At 54.7% G+C, this 19008-nt stretch carries 18 protein-coding genes and 2 tRNA genes; 10 read left to right on the top strand and 10 right to left on the bottom strand.

Features of this window, described 5'->3' with window-relative positions:
- Positions 1–59 precede the first annotated feature (59 nt).
- The gene (locus KGP25_RS08225; RefSeq protein WP_045908356.1) at positions 60–566 is read right to left on the bottom strand and encodes a CS1 type fimbrial major subunit; all 507 of its coding nucleotides are present in this window, start codon (positions 564–566) and stop codon (positions 60–62) included.
- Between the two features lie 75 nt (positions 567–641).
- Positions 642–1367 carry a fimbrial protein gene (locus tag KGP25_RS08230; RefSeq protein ID WP_223540234.1) on the bottom strand — a complete coding sequence of 242 codons (726 nt, stop codon included), beginning with the start codon at positions 1365–1367 and terminating at the stop codon, positions 642–644.
- Between the two features lie 327 nt (positions 1368–1694).
- Between KGP25_RS08230 and KGP25_RS08235 the strand changes: the two genes are divergently transcribed.
- Both KGP25_RS08235 and KGP25_RS08240 read left to right on the top strand, forming a co-directional pair.
- Positions 1695–2450, top strand: coding sequence for a winged helix-turn-helix domain-containing protein (locus tag KGP25_RS08235; RefSeq protein ID WP_048027267.1), 756 nt, complete (start codon positions 1695–1697; stop codon positions 2448–2450).
- Positions 2447–2923 carry a hypothetical protein gene (locus KGP25_RS08240; protein WP_045908354.1) on the top strand — a complete coding sequence of 159 codons (477 nt, stop codon included), beginning with the start codon at positions 2447–2449 and terminating at the stop codon, positions 2921–2923. Before KGP25_RS08235 ends, KGP25_RS08240 begins: the two co-directional genes overlap by 4 nt.
- A 54-nt stretch (positions 2924–2977) precedes the next feature.
- Here the strand turns inward: KGP25_RS08240 and yccA are convergent, their stop codons facing one another.
- Entirely contained in the window at positions 2978–3637 is a 660-nt protein-coding gene (gene yccA, locus KGP25_RS08245; RefSeq protein WP_023335168.1) for an FtsH protease modulator YccA, read from the bottom strand.
- 270 nt (positions 3638–3907) lie between these two features.
- On the opposite strand from yccA, the gene KGP25_RS08250 reads away from it, so the two are divergent.
- The 3 genes from KGP25_RS08250 (at position 3908) to KGP25_RS08260 (ending at position 6302) form a co-directional block, all read left to right on the top strand.
- On the top strand, positions 3908–5536 hold the full coding sequence (locus KGP25_RS08250) for an ABC transporter substrate-binding protein (protein ID WP_223540235.1): 1629 nt from the start codon (positions 3908–3910) through the stop codon (positions 5534–5536).
- Between the two features lie 130 nt (positions 5537–5666).
- Positions 5667–5754: transfer RNA gene (locus tag KGP25_RS08255), tRNA-Ser, on the top strand.
- Between the two features lie 290 nt (positions 5755–6044).
- On the top strand, positions 6045–6302 hold the full coding sequence (locus tag KGP25_RS08260; RefSeq protein ID WP_045908351.1) for a YjhX family toxin: 258 nt from the start codon (positions 6045–6047) through the stop codon (positions 6300–6302).
- A gap of 106 nt (positions 6303–6408) precedes the next feature.
- Here KGP25_RS08260 and KGP25_RS08265 read toward each other — a convergent pair whose 3' ends face one another.
- From KGP25_RS08265 to KGP25_RS08285, 5 genes are all read right to left on the bottom strand, one after another.
- Complete coding sequence (locus KGP25_RS08265; RefSeq protein ID WP_045908349.1) at positions 6409–7245, bottom strand: alpha/beta hydrolase; 837 nt, start codon at positions 7243–7245, stop codon at positions 6409–6411.
- A gap of 155 nt (positions 7246–7400) precedes the next feature.
- On the bottom strand, positions 7401–7619 hold the full coding sequence (locus tag KGP25_RS08270) for an acyl carrier protein (protein ID WP_008499867.1): 219 nt from the start codon (positions 7617–7619) through the stop codon (positions 7401–7403).
- Positions 7620–7636: 17 nt separating this feature from the next.
- Complete coding sequence (locus KGP25_RS08275; RefSeq protein ID WP_223540236.1) at positions 7637–9070, bottom strand: AMP-binding protein; 1434 nt, start codon at positions 9068–9070, stop codon at positions 7637–7639.
- Positions 9067–10185 (bottom strand): MBOAT family O-acyltransferase, encoded by a 1119-nt coding sequence (locus KGP25_RS08280; RefSeq protein ID WP_223540542.1) that lies wholly within the window; start codon positions 10183–10185, stop codon positions 9067–9069. Before KGP25_RS08280 ends, KGP25_RS08275 begins: the two co-directional genes overlap by 4 nt.
- A 128-nt stretch (positions 10186–10313) precedes the next feature.
- Complete coding sequence (locus KGP25_RS08285) at positions 10314–11450, bottom strand: D-alanyl-lipoteichoic acid biosynthesis protein DltD (protein ID WP_223540543.1); 1137 nt, start codon at positions 11448–11450, stop codon at positions 10314–10316.
- Positions 11451–11728: 278 nt separating this feature from the next.
- Here KGP25_RS08285 and KGP25_RS08290 point away from each other — a divergent pair.
- Positions 11729–11816: transfer RNA gene (locus KGP25_RS08290), tRNA-Ser, on the top strand.
- A gap of 69 nt (positions 11817–11885) precedes the next feature.
- Here KGP25_RS08290 and KGP25_RS08295 read toward each other — a convergent pair.
- Entirely contained in the window at positions 11886–12767 is an 882-nt protein-coding gene (locus KGP25_RS08295) for an AraC family transcriptional regulator (protein ID WP_111966961.1), read from the bottom strand.
- Positions 12768–12996: 229 nt separating this feature from the next.
- On the opposite strand from KGP25_RS08295, the gene KGP25_RS08300 reads away from it, so the two are divergent.
- The 4 genes from KGP25_RS08300 to KGP25_RS08315 are packed head-to-tail and all read left to right on the top strand — an operon-like array spanning position 12997 to position 17938.
- Positions 12997–14835 carry a DUF2264 domain-containing protein gene (locus KGP25_RS08300; RefSeq protein ID WP_223540237.1) on the top strand — a complete coding sequence of 613 codons (1839 nt, stop codon included), beginning with the start codon at positions 12997–12999 and terminating at the stop codon, positions 14833–14835.
- Positions 14832–16112: an oligosaccharide MFS transporter gene (locus KGP25_RS08305; protein ID WP_223540238.1), complete on the top strand. Its 1281-nt coding sequence runs from the start codon at positions 14832–14834 to the stop codon at positions 16110–16112. Before KGP25_RS08300 ends, KGP25_RS08305 begins: the two co-directional genes overlap by 4 nt.
- Before the next feature lie 13 nt (positions 16113–16125).
- Positions 16126–17316, top strand: coding sequence for a glycoside hydrolase family 88 protein (locus KGP25_RS08310; protein WP_045908342.1), 1191 nt, complete (start codon positions 16126–16128; stop codon positions 17314–17316).
- A gap of 22 nt (positions 17317–17338) precedes the next feature.
- Positions 17339–17938 carry a DJ-1/PfpI family protein gene (locus tag KGP25_RS08315; RefSeq protein WP_223540239.1) on the top strand — a complete coding sequence of 200 codons (600 nt, stop codon included), beginning with the start codon at positions 17339–17341 and terminating at the stop codon, positions 17936–17938.
- A 123-nt stretch (positions 17939–18061) separates the two neighbouring features.
- Here the strand turns inward: KGP25_RS08315 and KGP25_RS08320 are convergent, their stop codons facing one another.
- Positions 18062–18997 (bottom strand): PDR/VanB family oxidoreductase, encoded by a 936-nt coding sequence (locus KGP25_RS08320; RefSeq protein ID WP_223540240.1) that lies wholly within the window; start codon positions 18995–18997, stop codon positions 18062–18064.
- Positions 18998–19008: the final 11 nt, after the last annotated feature.

Here is a 19008-nt window from a genome sequence, read left to right on the forward strand (position 1 = left end):
CATCATCCTGACGTCAGAGGGTGAGCACCCTCTGACGTTATTCCTTAGGTGCTGTGGTGTTACGCACCGCCTTCCGTGGTCGTCGCCTGCGTCAGCATCAGGCTGACAACGCCGCTGTACTGACCGGTTTTCAGAATGCCTTTGGTGGTCTGGGAAATGGTCAGTGGCAGTACCGCTGAACCGTTTTCAATGCTCCCCGGGAACAGTTCGGCGCCTGTATATTCCACATCTGCGGTAGAGAGGGTTTTATCACCCAGAATCACCGTCATTGGGATGGTCTCAGCACCGTCGGCATTCGCCAGCTTCGCGGCGCTTACCAGACGGACTTTTACGTTGCTGGTCGCGGAGTTAGACCACACCTTGGTATTCAGGCGGTAGCTTTCCAGGCCACGGCCAGGCAGGTACTGCATATCGATGCTTGCCGGCAGCGGCGTGTTATCGGCCTGGGTCATATCCAGCTGTGAATCAACGCTGGCGTTGACGGTAATATCTTTTTGAATCGCCAGCGCGTTAACGGACGTGGTCATCGCGGCAACAATCATCAGAGGTTTAAAATACTTACGCATTGATATCTCCATATTTACAAATGAGCACCCTGGCTCTTTAAACAAACCCTTTGGGGTCTTTACGGTAACGTCGTGTTATTGCACGACGGGTAAATCAGCTTCTTCAGCGGTTTTATTCAGCCAGTTGAAGTAGCGGAATTTATATTTCTGGCCTTGCGCCTTCGCGAGCGTTTTTAATTTCCGTTCAGTATCCGGATAAATCGTCGCGTCTTCTTTAATCCATCTGCACGACGAATCCGCATCACAAATACCGATCTCTCTCAGCGGCACGCGCAACGTGCCGTTGTTTTTTAACGTTCCCCTCTGAGGGTCAATCGACAGCGAAACCACGCTTTTTTCCGGTGCGAGATGGATCAGAGCGCCCCAGATTACATTGACGCCCAGTCTTGCCGTCGCAGCAGGGCGTTCTGCCTTGCCCGGAATAATGCTGTCAGGCTGCTTGACCCCTTCAAAATAGACGCGCCAGGTCGTCTCTTTTTCCGGGGGCGTAAGCGATACCAGGCGAACCACGCGCATTGCGCCTGCCGCAAGGGCGAATTTTTCCGGCGTGACAACAACGCCACCCTCTTTCCACGACGCCACATCAATCTCTTTTTCCAGGGCCGTGCCGGGATTAAGAATTTTCTTTTGCCTCACCCGAATGAACTGAATATCATCCGTTTTTGACGCCACCTTAATTTGCGCCGCACCGGACTTATCCACGTTAAGTTCCATGGGATACACGCTCATATTGGCCAGTGCCATTTCCGGGAAAAATGGCAATGACAGCGCGGCGACATAAAAGGCGGTTGTGACGCTCACTCTTTTTTTCTGTTTCACGATCAAGTCTGCCTGCTCTGAGTTTAAAGGCGGCGCGTTAACACCAGGACACCGTCTGCTTTCGTATCGCTTCAGGGCAGGGAAACTTTAACCAGAACAGCGGTTTGTGAAAATTTGTATTAATTAACTCGTTATATACAGTTTTTTATCCTGATTTTCTGGCTTTAAGGTTGTATAGTTAAGCGAAAATACCGCGACCAGGGATGGAGAGAAAATTCCTTCTGATGGAAAAATAAGCAAGTCAGGAGGGGGTTTTCATGTCGATGTACCAGGGATTAAAAAGCATGCGGTAACAGCCGAGAATAAAAGATGTTTTTTATATGCAATAATTCGTTGTTATTTGATCCTGAAGCACATGCAATAAGTCTTGTTGGGCAACCGGAATCTGTATTAACGCTTTCGGCCCCCGCCGTTCGTCTTTTACAGGAATTTATTAAGCACAAAGGGCACGACCTGAGTCGGGAGGAATTGATTACCCGCGTGTGGGAGGAGTTTGGCTTTACGCCATCGGGAAATAATCTCAATAAAGCGGTGAGCGAATTACGTAAAAGCTTCCAGGCACTGGGAGAGGGGTACGAATTTATCGTAACCGTACCCCGTTATGGGTTTCGTTTTGAGGCCGATGTGATTTTTCAGCCCGGAGAGCGTATTCAACCCGCCGAACCGCAGCCTCAGTCTGCAGCGAAAGTGGAAAAGCCACAACGCGCTTCCCTGAAACGATGGGGGATGACGGCCGTATTGATTATTGCTGCATTGGGGGCGAGCTTCTACTTTAGCCGGCAGCAGGGGATATTCGTTCCGGCGAAACTCATGCCGGTTAAGGAGAAAATCGCGCATTGTCGTCTCTGGATTATCAACGATCACGGAAGACCGCTGGTGTTATCGAAATTAGCGGCGCAGCTGGCGGCCAATAACGTGGCGTGCGAACGAGAGGAGTACGACATTTATTATTTCAGTGCCCGTTTTTCTATTGCCGCCGCAGATGAGGTGTTCATTGGCGCCTGCCCGGTCAGTCAATCCAGCCTGTGCAAAACCATCCGTTATAAAAGCGGGGCACAAAAATGAAAATAAAACTTCTTTTTGGGCTGGGTGGTGCATTGGTCGGCAGTGCCCTGGCGCTGTTTTACTATTCCGGCTGTGTGTTTAAAAAGGATGTACTGGCCTGCAGCACCGAATTTAACTTTACGCGCAATGAGGGAAAAGCCAGCGAAGTGAAGGTCAATACCGTTGCCCAGTTCTATTTTCATCGGGACGGTACCGGAGTGACCACCTATAAAGGCGCGGCAAGGGCTGACGGGCAAAATCTGATCGTTGACAGGGACGTGGATTTTACCTGGCAGCAGCGGGACGATGATAACGTCATTGTGTTGAGCTACACCGAAACCTGGCGTCGACACAACGACAATACGCCCGACGCCCAGTGGGGGAGCTTTGCCAGTCCGACCGCACGCTACTATCTCACCATCTCTGAACTCTCGCCTTCCGTGTGGCTGATTCAGGACCGGCGCTATCCGACCTATATTTGCCGGGGTGAGTAGGGCATAAAAAAAAGGAGAATGCCGGGGCATTCTCCTTTTTCATATCCGTTGTGCTTAATCGCGGCTGGCGAAGCCCAGGATGCTCAGCAGGCTGACGAAGATGTTGTACAGCGATACATACAGGCTCACGGTGGCGCGAATATAGTTCGTTTCACCGCCGCGAATGATGTTGCTGGTTTCAAACAGGATCGCGCCGGAAGAAATCAGAATAAACACGGCGCTGATCGCCAGATGCAGGGCAGGCAGCTGCAGGAAGATGTTGGCCACCATACCCACCAGCACCACCACAACACCCGCCATCAGCATGCCGCCGAGGAAGGACATGTCCTTACGGGTGGTCAGCACGTAGGCCGAGCAGCAGAAGAACACCAGTGCGGTACCGCCCAGCGCCATGCCGATAAGGTCACCCATACCGGCAGACAGATACGCGTTCAGCATCGGTCCCAGGATGTAGCCCAGGAAGCCGGTGAAGGCGAATGCGGACAGAATTCCGACCGGTTTGTCAGCGGTTTTGTAGGTCAGGAACATCAGGCCATACATGCCCACCAGGGTCAGGATCAGCCCCGGAGACGGCAGCATCAGCACGGTGCTGGCGGTGGCGGTGATCGCCGAAAACGCCAGCGTCAGGCTGAGCATGAAATAGGTATTGCGCAGCACCTTGTGGGTGCTGAGTAGCGATGTGCGGTCGCGTGAGGAAGTAATTATACGATCCATGAGTCACTCTCTTATGACAGATGTAATTAACGGAAAGAATAGGAAACGGCGCGTCACTCTCAAAGTGGTTTTACCCATCTTTACTCAGCAGGTTAGCGCGGGAGCTGGTTGTTTCTTCTGCATAAATACGTTTCACCAGTATGAATAGCGGTTTGACGCGATTAATCAGATCAACCTCTTATAGGTTACTGAAAATTATTGCGTTATTACCATAAGGCCGCTAAGAGTTATTTCCGGATCGTCACAAAAACAGACAATAAGGCGAAGGAAATGAAACCACAAACACGCACGCGCTTTACGCTCTCTTTGTTAACCGCCGGGATCCTGTGCGCCAGCACGGCAACCTGGGCGGCTAACGTGCCGGCAGGAACGCAGCTGGCCGATAAGCAGGAACTGGTCAGGAACAACGGTAATGAGCCCGCTTCGCTCGACCCGCATAAAGTCGAAAGCGACGTCGAATTCAATATTATCAGTGATTTATTCGACGGGCTGGTCAGCGTTTCCCCGTCGGGTAAAGTCCAGCCACGGCTGGCGGAAAAATGGGAGAACAAGGACAACACCGTCTGGACGTTCCATTTGCGTCCAGGCATCACCTGGAGCGACGGCACTGCCATTACCGCGGAAGATGTGGTCTGGAGCTGGCAGCGTCTGGTTGATCCTAAAACCGCTTCACCGTATGCCAGCTATCCAGGCAACATGCACATCGTAAATGGTGCGGATATCGCCCAAGGGAAAAAAGCGCCCGAAACGCTGGGCGTGAAAGCCATTAACGACACCACGCTGGAAGTGACATTGACGCAGCCTAATGCGGCATTCCTGGCAATGCTGGCGCACCCGTCGCTGGTGCCGGTGGATAAAGTGCTGATTGGCCGCTTTGGCGACAAGTGGACCAAGCCTGAACATATCGTCACCAGTGGGGCCTATAAACTGTCCCAGTGGGTGGTCAACGAACGCATCGTGGCGGAGCGCAACCCGCGCTACTGGGATAATGACCATACCGTGATTAATAAGGTCACCTATCTGCCTATCACCTCCGAGGCCGCGGATGTGAACCGCTATAAAGCGGGTGAAATTGATATTGTCTACACGGTGCCGATCAACCAGTTCGCTCAGCTCAAGAAAACCCTGGGCAGCCAGCTCGATGTCTCCCCGCAGCTGGCGACCTATTACTACGAATTCAATACCACCCGGCCGCCGTTCAACGACGCCCGCGTGCGTAAGGCGCTGAACATGGCGCTCGATAAAGACATCATTGCCGGGAAAGTCTTAGGGCAGGGGCAGCGCCCGGCGTGGCTCATCAGCCAGCCGGATATCGGCGGCGTTAAGCTTCAGAACCCGGACTACGCCAGTTGGCCGCAGGACAAACGCATCGCTGAGGCGAAAAAGCTGCTCAACGAGGCCGGGTACAACGAAAGCCACCCTCTGAGCTTTAACCTGCTCTATAACACTTCTGAATCGCACCAGCGTATCGCGATTGCGGCCAGCTCTATGTGGAAGAAAAACCTCGGCGTGGAAGCGAAGCTGCAAAATCAGGAGTGGAAAACCATGCTGGATACCATGCACACCCACAACTTTGACGCGGTGCGTTACGCCTGGATTGCCGACTACGACGACGCGGCGACCTTCCTTAACAACTTCCGCACCGGCGACAGCGAAAACACCAGCCAGTACAGCAATCCGGAATATGACCAGGCGCTGGTGAATGCCGCAAAAGCCAAAACAACGGAAGAGCGGGGTAAGTTCTACCAGCAGGCGGAAGATCTCCTGGGACGCGATGTGCCCGCCATTCCGGTTTATCACTACGTCCGTACGCACCTGGTTAAACCGTGGGTGGGCGGATTTACGCCGGATAAGCTGGGGTACTATTACACGAAAGACATGTACATCAAAAAACACTAGGCCTGTGCTGATAAAATCGTCGATGTGTTGTCAGTTCAACCGATTAAACACGTTTTGCCTATTTTTACAGCGAACGATTGCTGGCACTCTTTACAGCACGCGGTGAGGTGTTTATAGTTCGCCTCACTCAGGAAGTGTGGCCGAGCGGTTGAAGGCACCGGTCTTGAAAACCGGCGACCCGAAAGGGTTCCAGAGTTCGAATCTCTGCGCTTCCGCCAGATATAAACCCCAGGTTACTTGTTAACCTGGGGTTTTTCTTTTGGATTGAATGATTCAGGTCACACTTTTCAGGTTCCGATATTTCCCTGTAAAAAACAGGTGTTATCATTCACCCCGTAAATACCTTTTCATCGCTTACCGAGGCATTGATGCTGGAGAATGTTTTCATCAGATAATCAGCTTCCCGCCCTTTTCAGGACGGACTGGTTATCGCTGCGCTTAAACCTTACGCACGCACCTGCGGGTGTGGGCTCGTTTTTACGCATGATGATTACACAGGTTTTCCAGTATGAATTTATCCCGTCAGGAACAACGTACCTTACACGTTCTCGCCAAAGGTGGACGTATTGTGCACGTCCGCGACAGTTCTGGCCGCGTCACGTCCGTTGAGTGCTATACCCGTGAAGGGCTGGTGCTGAGCGACTGCACGCTCAGCGTCTTCAAAAAACTCCGCACCAAAAAGCTGATCCGATCCGTGGACGGGCAGCCTTATCGGATCAACACCACCGGGCTGAACAACGTTCGCGCCCAGCTGGATAATCGCTAAGCAGAATAAACAACGCCACCCTCGGGTGGCGTTCATGCATTGAATGGAATATCGTAGCGGAATGTAGGCCGGGTAAGCGCAGCGCCACCCGGCAAGAAACGCAGCGTTATGAGCGAATAAAAGCCAGAATGTCCGCGTTGATAGTATCCGCATGGGTGGTATGCATCCCGTGCGGGAAGCCCGGATAAATTTTCAGCACGCTGTTCGCCAGCAGCTTGTCCTGGAGAAGGGCGGCATTTTTATACGGTACAACCTGATCGTCATCGCCCTGCAACACCAGAACGGGAACCGTGATGGTTTTCAAATCTTCCGTCTGGTCGGTCTCTGAAAACGCCTTAATCCCCTCATAGTGGGCTTTGGCGCTTCCAATCATACCCTGTCGCCACCAGTTCTGGATCGTACCCTGCGAAACCTCGGCGCCATCGCGATTAAAACCGTAGAAAGGACCGCTGGCAACGTCGAGATAAAACTGGGCGCGGTTAGCCGCCAGCGCTTTGCGGAAACCGTCGAAGACCTCGATGGGCGTTCCGCCGGGATTCGTCTCCGTTTTGACCATCAGAGGCGGGACGGCGCTGACGAGCACCGCTTTCGCGACGCGCCCCTGCGGTTGTCCATACCGCGCAACATAGCGGGCGACCTGGCCGCCGCCGGTGGAGTGACCGACGTGCACGGCATTGTGCAGATCCAGGCTTTCAACCACGGCTGATGCATCGGCCGCATAATGATCCATATCGTGGCCTTCACTCACCTGGTCCGATCGTCCATGTCCGCGGCGATCGATAGCGATAACGCGATAGCCTTCTGCAAGGAAGAAGAGCATCTGGTTATCCCAGTCATCGGCACTCAACGGCCAGCCGTGGTGGAAGACAATGGGCTGGGCCTCTTTTGGGCCCCAGTCTTTGTAGTAAATATTGACGCCGTCTTTCGTGGTTACGAATGCCATACCGCAGACTCCTCTGTTAAGAACAACACGACCCCTAAAGTGTAGGAGAAATCACAAAAGCGGTTGGTTTAATTCCGGTGATGGATATTCATTTTGCGTCTGGGCTCTGGCGCGATGCGCCAGAGCCTTCAGGACAGGATTAACAGCAGAGGCGTTTAGCGGTTTTCTTCAATATAGCGGGCCAGGTCCGCCGGGGTTTTCAGCACCGTCGCCACGTCTGTCGGCGGGATCATGCAGCCGTAAACGTCCTGTACTTCCAGGACCATATCGACCGCCAGGATGGAGTCGAGAATGTCGGATTCAATCAGTTCATCGTGAAAGCCCACCTTACGGGATAACACTTTTTCGAACAGGGCGAGAATTTCTTGTTCCATAATTTTTCCTGGGGTCATTAATTTGTGCGGGCGTAAGCGTCCAGCAACTTGCGGTCAATTTTGCCGTTAGGATTCAGCGGCAAAGCGTCTTTTACGATAATTTGTGAAGGCACCATATAGTGGGGAACCACCTTCGACAGCGAGGTTTTAATGGTATCCGGCGCCAGCTCCGTCACGCAGAACGCGGCAATGCGCAGCACGCTGCCGCAGGATTTCATCAGCGGCAGAACCACCGCTTCGTTGATGCCGGACATCGCCAGCAGGCGGTTTTCGATCTCGTTAATTTCAATACGGTAGCCATTCAGTTTGACCTGGCTGTCGTTGCGGCCCTGACAGTAGATGAGCCCCGCTTCATAACCCAGATCGCCGGTCCGGTAGCCGCGAAACGCCTCGTTTTCCCGATGAAGTAATTTCGCCGCGTTCTCCTGCGGCAGGCCGAGATAGCCGCGCATGACGTTTTTTCCCCAGATGATCAGCTCGCCTTCAGCGGAAATTTCCATTCTGCTCTCAGGCATCATGACCCCCACCGGCAGCACGGCGCTGTCGCTGTTGAGGATCGCATCCGTGATCTCGACGACGGTTGTTGCGATGGTCGCTTCCGTTGGGCCATAGGAGTTAATAATTTTGGCCTGCGGGAAACGGCGGCGCAGTTGTTTGACCAGCGCTTTATTCAACACTTCACCAATGAAGATAAAGACGCTCAGCGCAGGCAAATACTCGCTGTTGAACTGTGGGGAAAGTAGCTGCTGATACGCAAAAGAGGGGGTGGAAACCCAGGCGGAGACGGCGTTGCTTTTCAGTCGCTCCAGCCAGTTCTCTTTCTGAATATCATCTTTGGCGTTCAGCACGATGTGTCCACCCATCGCCAGATTCGCCAGCAAAGGGATCAGGGAGAGGTCAAAACTGAACACCGCGTGGTTCATCAGGACCGGTTTTTCCGGCAGCGAAAAGTCCTGGCTGACCCATTTCATGAAGTGCCATACGCTTTCACGCCCAATCTGCACCCCTTTAGGTTTGCCGGTGCTGCCTGAGGTAAACATGATATAGGCCAGATCCTGCTCCTCCAGCACCTTGCCCGGTTCACCCGTGGCGATGAACTGCCGGGTCGCGACGTCGTAATAGTAAGGGGCGCTGGCCAGATGGCAGATCTCCCGCAGGCGCTCCTGCGGGTAAATGCAGTCCACCGGAATGTACGGAATGTTGTGTAGCAGGCAGCTATAAATCGCCACGGCGAACTCGGCCTGCTGGTGTCCGTACAAGACGACCGGCGTACCGGCAACAGGCTGGCAACCCTGATAGCGCTGTGCCCAGTCCGTCACGGCAGCGGAAAGCTGCAGCCAGCTTAAGGCTTCGTCGCTGCCGCTGATGGCCAGCTGCTGCGGGGAGGCGGGATCGTATAATGCCGCACGCAAGAAATTCTGCAGTTCCTGAAGATCGGAGTGATTTTTCATAGAGGTGACATTCCACTAAAGATGTAAAGGGAGCCCGCGGCGCTTCCCAGCGTCAGAATGCGTCCCAAAAACGCAACAGCCGGATACTGCAACCCGCGGTGTAACGCCGGGCTGCGTTTGGCTGACCACAGCAGCATGTTGTGAGCGACAGAGATGGCGCCAAACAGCGCGCCGCTGATGACGTAATGGCGTTCCAGGCCATTCCATGCCCCCATGCAAAACAGGGTGCAAAAAATACCGATATTTTGCGCCAGCGTTTTGTTCTGACGGAAAAAGTTGAACTTCATCAGGTTCATATAAACGGGAATAAAGACCACATCGCGCAGCCATTCAGACAGGCTAATGTGGAAGCGGCGCCAGAAGTCCTGCGGATTCTTTGCCAGAAGCGGCATATTGAAGTTTGCCGGAATATTCAACCCAAACATGCGGCCCGCACCGATGGTCATATTGCTGTAGCCCGCAAAATCAAAGTAGAGGTAGGCGCTATAGGCAATCGACATCACCACGCCCACGGTCAGCGTAAACGGCTTATGGCTCCAGGGCTGCACGACAAGTGAATCAACCAGCATGGCAAACAGGAACTTCTGGACAATGCCGGTAATGATTTGCTCCAGCGCCACTAAAAACTGTTCGCGGTTAAGGGCAAAGACGGGCTTGCTGACGTCGCTCATCCATGTCCGCCAGCGATACATTGGGCCCGCCAGAATAATAAAGGGCATAAACAGATAGCAGAAATAATGCAGGAAATTCTGCCCTTCTTTTTTACTGCGATAGAGCAGCACGTCCACCGCGCGGAACGTCATAAAAGAGAGGCCGATCATGCCGAGATGATGATTAAGGTGCAATTTCACCAAAAATAAAGGCAGCAGCGTTAACACAATCGCCTGCCATGTTTTTAACCATCCTTTTTCTTTTAACGTGGCGACAAGGTAAAAACTGAAAAAAACGACCGCGGGAACACGGTAATCACCCTGAAAAATATAGCCCCAGCCTAATGCGGCGAGGACGGATAACGCCGATAAATACGTCAGGCGATGACGTAATACGCGATTGACCAGCGCAAACGCCAGGGCGGATGAAAATAAATAGACAAAAAACATCCCTGAGCTATACATCATTCGGCCTCAGAACTTTTGATATTCAAAATGCAGCTGCATACTCATGCTGTCATCGACAGAGGTCCACGCGACGATGGTGATCGCCAGCAGGAGATAAAGGAAAAAAAGACGGATCGCGATTTTCATTATTTAAAGCTCTGTGCAATAAAGCGAATCATAGGAACCCAGGCCAGCTCGGAAGGGTGCAAACGATCCCAGTTCCAGCCATTCTGATAAGGCATGGCGTACATATCTAAATAGGGGATCTGGTTCGCTTCCAGAATGGTTTGAATTTGCTTATCAACCGGGCAGAAGGTATCGGTATTGTAAAGCGCCCAGGGGTTAACCGGGTCGACGATAGCAATCACCTGCACGTGCCGGTCTTTCAGCAGCTGGACGGTTTTTCTGAACGCGGCGATTTGCGCAGGTACGACCGGCGTGTCATCCCACTGCTGTCGCGTACCGTCCTCCTCGTAAATTGTTTTGTCCATCCACAGGGTGGCCGCGCTCTGCTGGCGTTTTTTATTTAACTCGCGGGCATTCGCCAGCTCTTTATCCCAGTCTGGGGCTATATGGGTGGTTGGCTGCGGCGGCCACGGCTGTACCGTCCGGGGCGTGACGTGAAGCAGCGCCAGCCAGTCGTTTTTTATCATGGTGCAGACGTTGGCAAACTGGAAACTCACCTCGTCCCATATCAGATCGGGGTGCCAGCCAAAGACACGCATTTGACCAAAGGTTAAATGGCTTATTTCTTTACTATCAATATGTTTTAAATAATTGACTAATATTGGGCGCGCCTGCGGATCCTTCATCAAAGGATTAAAAACAGAGCCCGGGAAATTATCGGCATAGATAGCAGGTGGTAGACCTTTTGAGTAAAAGCTGTCGGGTGCCAGAAGCAAAACAACTTTACTGTTTGCGTTAAGGCTATTTTTAAAACGTGAGAACAGTAAAAACTGCGTTTCGTCATCAACAAACGCATCGCCATACGCCACGACGGGTTTGTGTAATTGCTTATTAAAATAATTATAGACAGCGTAATGTTCATCTTCTGAGGTCGCTACCTCAGACGCACCAATGAAGAATATCGCATTCCCTTCTAAAGCATGAGAAATAGTGGCAATTTTTTCCGCTTGTTCTTTAGGCGTGCCCGCCATTGATTTAATCAGCGGCTGGAAGGCGAGCGGTGGATCGAAGCTCGTCACCAGCGGGTGAATACAAAGGAACAAAATGGCCAGGGTTGCCATCAGGATATGTAAGCAAAGCGTATTCTTGATTTTCATCATCAACCCGTAACACTGCATGGCAGTAATGTCTAAAATCTGCGGGAATTCAGATTTATAACAATTACACTACAAATGACCGTCTATTTTTGTGGCATTCTATACCAGAGCGATTTAAAAGGATGAGCGTTGCTATGTTACGGTATGTACAAGGTCGTGGAGAGTGACGTGAGGTCAGCGTGCGGGTGACTTTTTGCGCAGTCAAACGCGTGTGGGGAAAAATAGAAAAATTCCTGCTTTACAAGGCGCTAATAGATGTTTATAGTGCGCCTCACTTTGGAAGCGTGGCCGAGCGGTTGAAGGCACCGGTCTTGAAAACCGGCGACCCGAAAGGGTTCTAGAGTTCGAATCTCTACGCTTCCGCCAAATTCGAAACCCAGGTCGTTATGCGACCTGGGTTTTTTTGTGCATAAAATCCCCGGCCAGGCTGGAGGTTCAGCAAACCTGTCCAAAATCGCCCTGAGAGGGAATCCTGGTGCAGCGGATACTGCGCCGATACTGCAGTGGCGTCTGACGCATCATCTTTTTAAAGCAGGTAATGAAATAGGTCACCTCGCTAAACCCGACTGCCAGGGCAATAGCGTCAACAGGCTCATCGCTGTACCGTAACAGCTCGCAGCTGCTTTTTATTCGCCGGGTCAGCAAATATTCGTGGATGGTACCGCCGGTCTGCTGGCGGAAAATTCGTGAGGTATAGCTGCGTGAAAGCCCCAGGTCGTGGGCTAACTGGTCGAGCGAAAACTTGCTGGCATAGTGGGCTTCGACCCAGCTCATAATCCGCGAGGCGACGGTCTGCTGGCGCGGCGGGTAGGGCTGCGGCTGCTCGGGCAGAAACGTCATGAGCTGCATCATCAGAAAGGCCACCTCGCAGGCCTCTGTCTGCTCGTTGCCCTCCAGGCGCTGAAATTGTTCAAGGATCCTCTCGATAAACGCCGCGTGATTGCTGAGATCGTAAATCTGTGCTGGCAGATTGCTGGCGGCCAGCGCGGCGAACCGGGCCTGATGGCGCGGGAAGGCGCCGAGCGCACTTTCGACGACCGATTGCTCAATGTGCATCGTCGTGCGGTGATAGGGGTTCTTATCGCTATGATCGACCTGCACTTTGTGCAAACGGAAGGGCGGGAAGATAAAGAGTCGCCCCGGACGGGCGGTGTAGTGCTGGTTATCCACCACCACGATGCCGTAGCCGCTGGAGATATAGAGCAATTCAACGCATTGATGCCAGTGGTAGTAAATCGCGCTGGTGGTGTACATGCGGTTAAAAGAAATGGCCTGCCGATCGAGCGTAATGCGTTCCAGTAGTTGCGTTTCACCCATATTACCTCCAGAACAACAGATTTAAATTTTTAGGCCATCATTTGTAATTTATCCCCCTCGCGTTCGACAAAATCCAGAAAAAATGAAATGGCGGTTTAATTTTGTGAGTCTGCTCACTCAGCGCCAGGAATAAAAGCAGTTACTCTTCATTCAGACGTCGCACTCGTGGCTTTAAAAAAGCCTAATAACAATAACTTATCTCTACCCTCGTGTAATGCGGGAGGACCCTGTGCAACCTGAAAATATTCATCTGGATAATCCACTGACAAGCCGGGAAGAGGTGCTACGGCTGGTCAACGACATGCTGAACGCGGTGGCGCCCTGGTTTAAAAAAGACGCCAGCCGCATTGATTTAGCGAACTTTACCGCTCACTACGGTCAGCAGGTGGCGAGCATGGAAACGTTTTCCCGCCTGCTGTGGGGCGTGACGCCGCTGTTGGCTGGCGGCAGCGAGCCGCAGCACTTCGCATTCTATTTACAGGCGATAAAAAACGGCACCGATCCGCAGCATGCTGATTACTGGGGCGATGTCGGGCCTTACGATCAGCGAATCGTCGAGATGGCGGCCTACGGGCTGCTGCTGGCGCTGGCGGGTGAAACCGTACTGGCACACTTCACTGAGACGGAGAAAGAGCATTTATGGCGCTGGCTAAAGCAGTGCGAGACCCAGGACATCCCCGATAACAACTGGCACTTCTTCCCGATTCTGGTGCAGGTCGGCTTCCATTATTGCGGTATGCCGACCAACCCGCAGGCGCTGGAAGATCATTTTGCTGCCATGGAGCACTACTACCTCGGCGATGGCTGGTATTCCGATGGTCCGGGACGGCCGCGCGACTATTACATCTCGATGGGCTTCCATTTCTATGGCCTGATTTACACGAAGCTCATGGCCGGGGTCGATCCGAAGCGCTGTGCAACGCTGCGCGATCGGGCCGCGCGTTTCTCCTCTGACTTCATCCATTTCTTTGCTGAAGACGGCGCGGCGATCCCGTTTGGCCGTAGCCTGACCTACCGCTTTGCCGAGGCGGCGTTCTGGAGTGCGGCGGCCTTCGCCGGGCTGGAAGTCTTTTCGCCGGGCGTGATGAAGGGCATCGTCCTGCGTCATCTGCGCTGGTGGCTGAAGCAGCCGATATTCGACCGCGACGGCGTACTGAGCGTCGGTTACAGCTATCCGAACCTGGCGATGGCGGAAGACTACAACGCGCCGGGGTCGCCGTACTGGGGCCTGAAGACCCTGCTGGTGCTGGCATTAGATGAGGGCGATGCCTTCTGGCAGGCGGCTGAGCTGCCGCTGCCGCCGTTGCCCGCGCAGCACACGATAGCCCACGCGGATCAGGTGGTGGTACATCAGGCCGACCACCTGTGGATGCTGACGTCCGGCCAGCTGGAGCTGAACAACTTCGTGAACACCGAAGCGAAATACTGCAAATTTGCCTATTCCACCCGCTTTGGCTTCACCATCGAACGCGGCCGCTACGGCCTGAACCATGCCGCGCCCGATTCGATGCTGCTGCTGGCCGAAAAGGACAACTACTGGCGTGGCCGTCGCGAATGTCAGCACGTGGTCACCGCTGACGGCACTATTTATAGCCGCTGGCTGCCGTGGCACGACGTGGTGATTGATAGCTGGCTGTTGGCGCTGGGCGACTGGCAACTGCGCGTTCATCGTATCAATACCCGGCGCGCGCTGGACTGCGCGGAAGGCGGCTTTAGCCTGGCAAACCGCCCGCAGCCGCAGGTACACGAAAGTGATGGTGCCTGCTGGCTACGCAATGCCCGGGATGTCTCAGCCATTTTCTGTTTACATCCGCACGCTCGCCGCGGCGAGACGGTGTTGACGCCGCCAAACAGTAATCTGCTGTTCGCCGAGCGCGCGGCGGTGCCGGTGCTGCGCGGCGAGCTCGACCCCGGTACGCATGTGTTAATCAGCGCGGTGTGGGCGGGAAATGCCGCCGACTTCGATCCGCAACGCTGCCCGCAGGCCTTCATTAGCGATGACGCGGTACGCTTCGTGACGGCACGACAAGAAACGACGCTCCTTCTGGCTCCGGAGGCATCGCTATGAGCACATCATCGTCCGTACGCGCCGCGCAGTACAAAATGAGTACCTTTATTTTCCTTTACTTCTTCACGTGGTCATCCAGCTTTGGCCTGTACGCCCTGTGGCTGAGCCAGAAAGTGGGCCTCGATAGCGTCACCATCGGCAGCGTGTTCGCTATAAATGGCGTCTTCGCGGTGGTCCTGAAGCCGGTGTACGGCTACATCATGGACAAAATCGGCATGAGCAAGTGGCTGCTCTATTTCGTCTGTGCCATTTCTGCGCTGATGGCGCCGTTTTTTGCGCTGGTTTACCAGCCGCTGCTGCAAAGCCATGCGATGGCGGGGATTATCATCGGCGCGCTGTATCTAAGCCTGGGCTGGTACGCCGGTGTGGCGGCGTCTGAATCTTACGCCGACCGCTTTAGCCGCCTGTACGGGCTGGAGTTTGGCCGCATCAGAATGTGGGGTTCACTGGGCTGGGCGATGGCGGCGTCGGTCTCCGGGCTGTTGTTTAACGTCACGCCGCTGGCCAACTTTCTCCTCAGCAGCGGTACCTCGGTACTGATGCTGCTGGTGCTGATTAGCCTCAAAATCGGCGATGAGCAGCTGCGCAATAACAGTGTCATTTCCGCTAATAAGATCGTCTTCGCCGATGTGCTGATGCTCCTGAAAAACCGCAAATTCTGGATGTTTAGCCTCTATGTCGCCGGGGTGGCGTGGATGATGTTTATCGCCGAACAGCAGTTCCCGCGCTACTTCGTCTCGTTCTTCGCCACCAAAGAGCAGGGGAATGCCTGGTACGGCTACCTGAGTACCGTCCAGTCGGGGATGGAGTTCGTGATGATGATGTTTATCCCGTGGCTGGTGAACCACTACGGCGCTAAGCGCGGCCTGCTGTTCTGCGGCTGCGTGGTCGGGGCACGGCTGATCGCCTCCGGGCTGACCAGTGACCCGATTGTTATCTCCATCATCAAACCGTTTTATGGCGTCGAGATCGCGCTGCTGCTCATCTCCGTCTTCAAATACATTGCCGAACATTTCCATCGTCGGGTTAACGCCACGATGTACCTGCTGGGCTACCAGGCGATGATTTACGTGGGTTCGATTGTGGTCGCCCCACCTGCCGGCTATCTGTACGACAAGATTGGCTTTGAGCATACCTATCTGCTGATGGGCAGCTGCGCCCTGGTATTTACGCTGATTTCCGCCTTTACGCTGTCGCGCTGCCAGTCGACGCGCGATGACTCACGATCCTTTACTCCGGCTTTAGATACCGCCCCGGTTGAACCGGCCAAACATTAATTCAGGAGTTGTTATGACCAAATCTGTTATCACCGAAGCGCTGCGGCCGATCGAACTGCATCAGGTCGATCGCCTGGCACTGAGCCAGAAGCTGGAAGCGGCGTTAGCCCGCGTCACGCGCAAGCTCGACAACAATATTGTCGCCTTCGGCGATAAGTTCCCCGGTGAGGCCTGTGAGAAGGGGGTCTGGCCGCGCACCGATAACGTGGAATGGACCACCAGCTTTTGGCCTGGCCAGCTGTGGCTGGCGTGGGAGATGACTGGCAAAGCGCATTATCGCGAAGCCGCCGAACGCTATTTACCGTCGTTCGCCCGGCGTATTGAGCAGCGCATCGATACCGCAACGCACGATCTCGGGTTCCTCTATTCGCTCTCCTGCATCAGCGCATGGCGCCTCACCGGCAACGAGGCCGCTCGCCAGTCGGCGCTTCTGGCAGCCGAGCGCCTGATGGAGCGTTTTAACCCGACGGCCAACATTATTCAGGCGTGGGGTGATTTAAACGACCCGGAGCAGCAGGGGAGAATGATCATCGACTGCAATATGAACCTGCCGCTGCTGTACTGGGCCAGCGAACAGACCGGGGATCCGCGCTATGCGCAGGCGGCGACGGCTCATGCCGGACAGGCCGCGAACTATATCGTGCGTGAAGATGCCTCGACTTATCACACTTACTATATGGATGTGCAGACGGGTGAGCCGCGCTTTGGCAACACCCATCAGGGCTACAGCGATACCTCGTGCTGGTCGCGAGGCCAGGCATGGGGCATTTACGGCTTCCTGCTCAGCTATCAGCACACCGGCGATAAGCAGATGGTTGAGCTGTCCCGCAGCCTGGCGCATTACTTCCTCAACCGTCTGCCGGAAGATGATGTTTGCCACTGGGATTTGGCGCTGCTCGGTACCGACGCCGTGCGCGACAGTTCAGCGGCGGCGATTGCCGCCTGTGGCCTGCTGGAGCTGGTCAAGGCGCTGCCGACGCTCGACGCAAACCGTGCATATTATGAAGAGATGGCGCTGCGTATTGCGCTGTCGCTGACCGATAACTACCTTGCTCACGACGACGATCCGACCGAAGGGCTGCTGCAGCACTCGGTTTATCATATGGGCAGCGGTAAGGGCGTCGATCAGTGCTGTAGCTGGGGAGACTATTTCTATCTTGAACTGCTGGCGCGGCTGCGACAGATTTGGCACCCGTACTGGTAACCCTTAAGCAATGGAGAGCAAAATGAAAAGCGTAGCCGTGCTATTAGCCCCTGGTTTTGAAGAAGGGGAAGCGATTGTCACTATCGATATCCTGCGCCGCCTGAATATTACGGTGCAGACGATTGCCTGCGGCGAGAGTCGCGAAGTGGTGAGCTATCACGCCATCCCTATGGTGGCGGACAGTACTCTGCAGGCCAGTCTCGACCGGACCTTTGACGCCGTGGTGTTACCGGGCGGCCCGCAAGGCAGCGTTAACCTGGCGAAAAGCGCGGAGGTCATTGCCTTCGTCCGCCGCCACGATGAAGCGGGCAAATACATCTGCCCGATTTGTTCCGCCGCCGCCCGCGTGCTGGGCGGCAATGGACTGCTGAAGGGGCGTCGCTATGTCTGTTCCGGCGATCTGTGGAAAACAGTCAGCGATGGCATCTACGTTGATGCCGACGTGGTGGAAGACGGCAATCTGCTGAGCGGCCGTGGGCTGGGTAAAGTGTTTGATTTCGCCTTTACCCTGGCGGCGCGATTACAGGGCGATGACGCGTTGGCACGCGAGCAGGCCAGCCATATTGATTATGCGTGGCAGGATAGCGAGCCCGTTTACGGTCTGGCAAAGTGTGATTTGTAAGTTTCGCCCGGCGGCGCTACGCTTGCACGGGCCTACAATGAATAGTGCAATATATTGATATTGTTACGGATTGTAGGCCGGGTAAGCGCAGCGCCACCCGGCAAGAAAGCGAGTGCAGACGGTTTACAGCCCAATCACCAGCTCCCCGGAATGGCTCCGCGAGCAGCACAGCGCCACCTGCTGGTCCGTTGCGCTTTTTTCTGCCTCCGACTGCACGCTATCCCGGTGATCCACCACGCCGTCAATCACCCGCGTCAGGCAGGCTCCGCAGATCCCCATCTCACAGGAAAGCGGGACTGCCACGCCATTTTCCTGCAGCACCTGGGCGATGGTTTTATCCGCAGGCACCGGCCAGCGCTCCCCGGTGGAGGCCAGCTTGACCGTGAAGATCTCCCCGGTTTCACCGCCTGCGGCGGGCGCAACGGGCTGAAACGCCTCGCTGTGAAGATGGGCGTCAGCCCATCCCTTTGCCGTGGCGACCTCACGCACTTTTTCCATAAAACCTGCCGGACCACAGACCCAGGCGTGAAGGCCCGATTCGGCCGCCGGGAGATGTTCCGCCAGCGCGGTGCGCGGGCTGGCGGTATGAATGAGGCACTCATCGCACTGAGAGAGTTCGCGCGCAAACGCCGCGCTTTCCCGGTTTCTGACGTAGTAGTGCAGCGTGAACGGCGTTCCGGTCGCCTTCAGCTGCAGGGCCATCGCATACAGCGGCGTAATGCCAATTCCCGCAGCCAGGAGCAAAACCCGCTCTGCCTGCTGAAGCGGAAACAGGTTGCGCGGGGCCGATATCATCAGCTTCTGCCCGGGACGCAGCGTCTCGTGAACGTAGCGCGACCCGCCACGCGAGGCGGTTTCCCGCCCCACGCAGATCAGGTAGCTTTCCCCGCCACACGCTCCGGTCAGGGAATACTGGCGAACCACGCCGCAGGGCAGGTGAACATCAATATGTGCGCCGGGCTGCCAGGGTGGCAGCGCTTCGCCGTCTTCCGCCACCAGCCTGACGGCGAGGCTTTTGTCGCCCTCTCGCCACAGCCCGTCAACAATCACGCTCAGCATATCGGCCTCCG

It is taken from the genome of Enterobacter sp. JBIWA003 (assembly GCF_019968825.1).
In the GTDB taxonomy this organism is placed as follows: domain Bacteria; phylum Pseudomonadota; class Gammaproteobacteria; order Enterobacterales; family Enterobacteriaceae; genus Enterobacter; species Enterobacter quasiroggenkampii.

Excerpts from the sequence above, each read along its gene's own strand:
- KGP25_RS08225 (WP_045908356.1), bottom strand. The coding sequence starts at position 566 with ATGCGTAAGTATTTTAAACCTCTGATGATTGTTGCCGCGATGACCACG.
- KGP25_RS08235 (WP_048027267.1), top strand. The coding sequence starts at position 1,695 with ATGTTTTTTATATGCAATAATTCGTTGTTATTTGATCCTGAAGCACAT.
- KGP25_RS08240 (WP_045908354.1), top strand. The coding sequence starts at position 2,447 with ATGAAAATAAAACTTCTTTTTGGGCTGGGTGGTGCATTGGTCGGCAGT.
- yccA (WP_023335168.1), bottom strand. The coding sequence starts at position 3,637 with ATGGATCGTATAATTACTTCCTCACGCGACCGCACATCGCTACTCAGC.
- KGP25_RS08250 (WP_223540235.1), top strand. The coding sequence starts at position 3,908 with ATGAAACCACAAACACGCACGCGCTTTACGCTCTCTTTGTTAACCGCC.
- KGP25_RS08260 (WP_045908351.1), top strand. The coding sequence starts at position 6,045 with ATGAATTTATCCCGTCAGGAACAACGTACCTTACACGTTCTCGCCAAA.
- KGP25_RS08265 (WP_045908349.1), bottom strand. The coding sequence starts at position 7,245 with ATGGCATTCGTAACCACGAAAGACGGCGTCAATATTTACTACAAAGAC.
- KGP25_RS08270 (WP_008499867.1), bottom strand. The coding sequence starts at position 7,619 with ATGGAACAAGAAATTCTCGCCCTGTTCGAAAAAGTGTTATCCCGTAAG.
- KGP25_RS08275 (WP_223540236.1), bottom strand. The coding sequence starts at position 9,070 with ATGAAAAATCACTCCGATCTTCAGGAACTGCAGAATTTCTTGCGTGCG.
- KGP25_RS08280 (WP_223540542.1), bottom strand. The coding sequence starts at position 10,185 with ATGTATAGCTCAGGGATGTTTTTTGTCTATTTATTTTCATCCGCCCTG.
- KGP25_RS08285 (WP_223540543.1), bottom strand. The coding sequence starts at position 11,450 with ATGAAAATCAAGAATACGCTTTGCTTACATATCCTGATGGCAACCCTG.
- KGP25_RS08295 (WP_111966961.1), bottom strand. The coding sequence starts at position 12,767 with ATGGGTGAAACGCAACTACTGGAACGCATTACGCTCGATCGGCAGGCC.
- KGP25_RS08305 (WP_223540238.1), top strand. The coding sequence starts at position 14,832 with ATGAGCACATCATCGTCCGTACGCGCCGCGCAGTACAAAATGAGTACC.
- KGP25_RS08310 (WP_045908342.1), top strand. The coding sequence starts at position 16,126 with ATGACCAAATCTGTTATCACCGAAGCGCTGCGGCCGATCGAACTGCAT.
- KGP25_RS08315 (WP_223540239.1), top strand. The coding sequence starts at position 17,339 with ATGAAAAGCGTAGCCGTGCTATTAGCCCCTGGTTTTGAAGAAGGGGAA.
- KGP25_RS08320 (WP_223540240.1), bottom strand. The coding sequence starts at position 18,997 with ATGCTGAGCGTGATTGTTGACGGGCTGTGGCGAGAGGGCGACAAAAGC.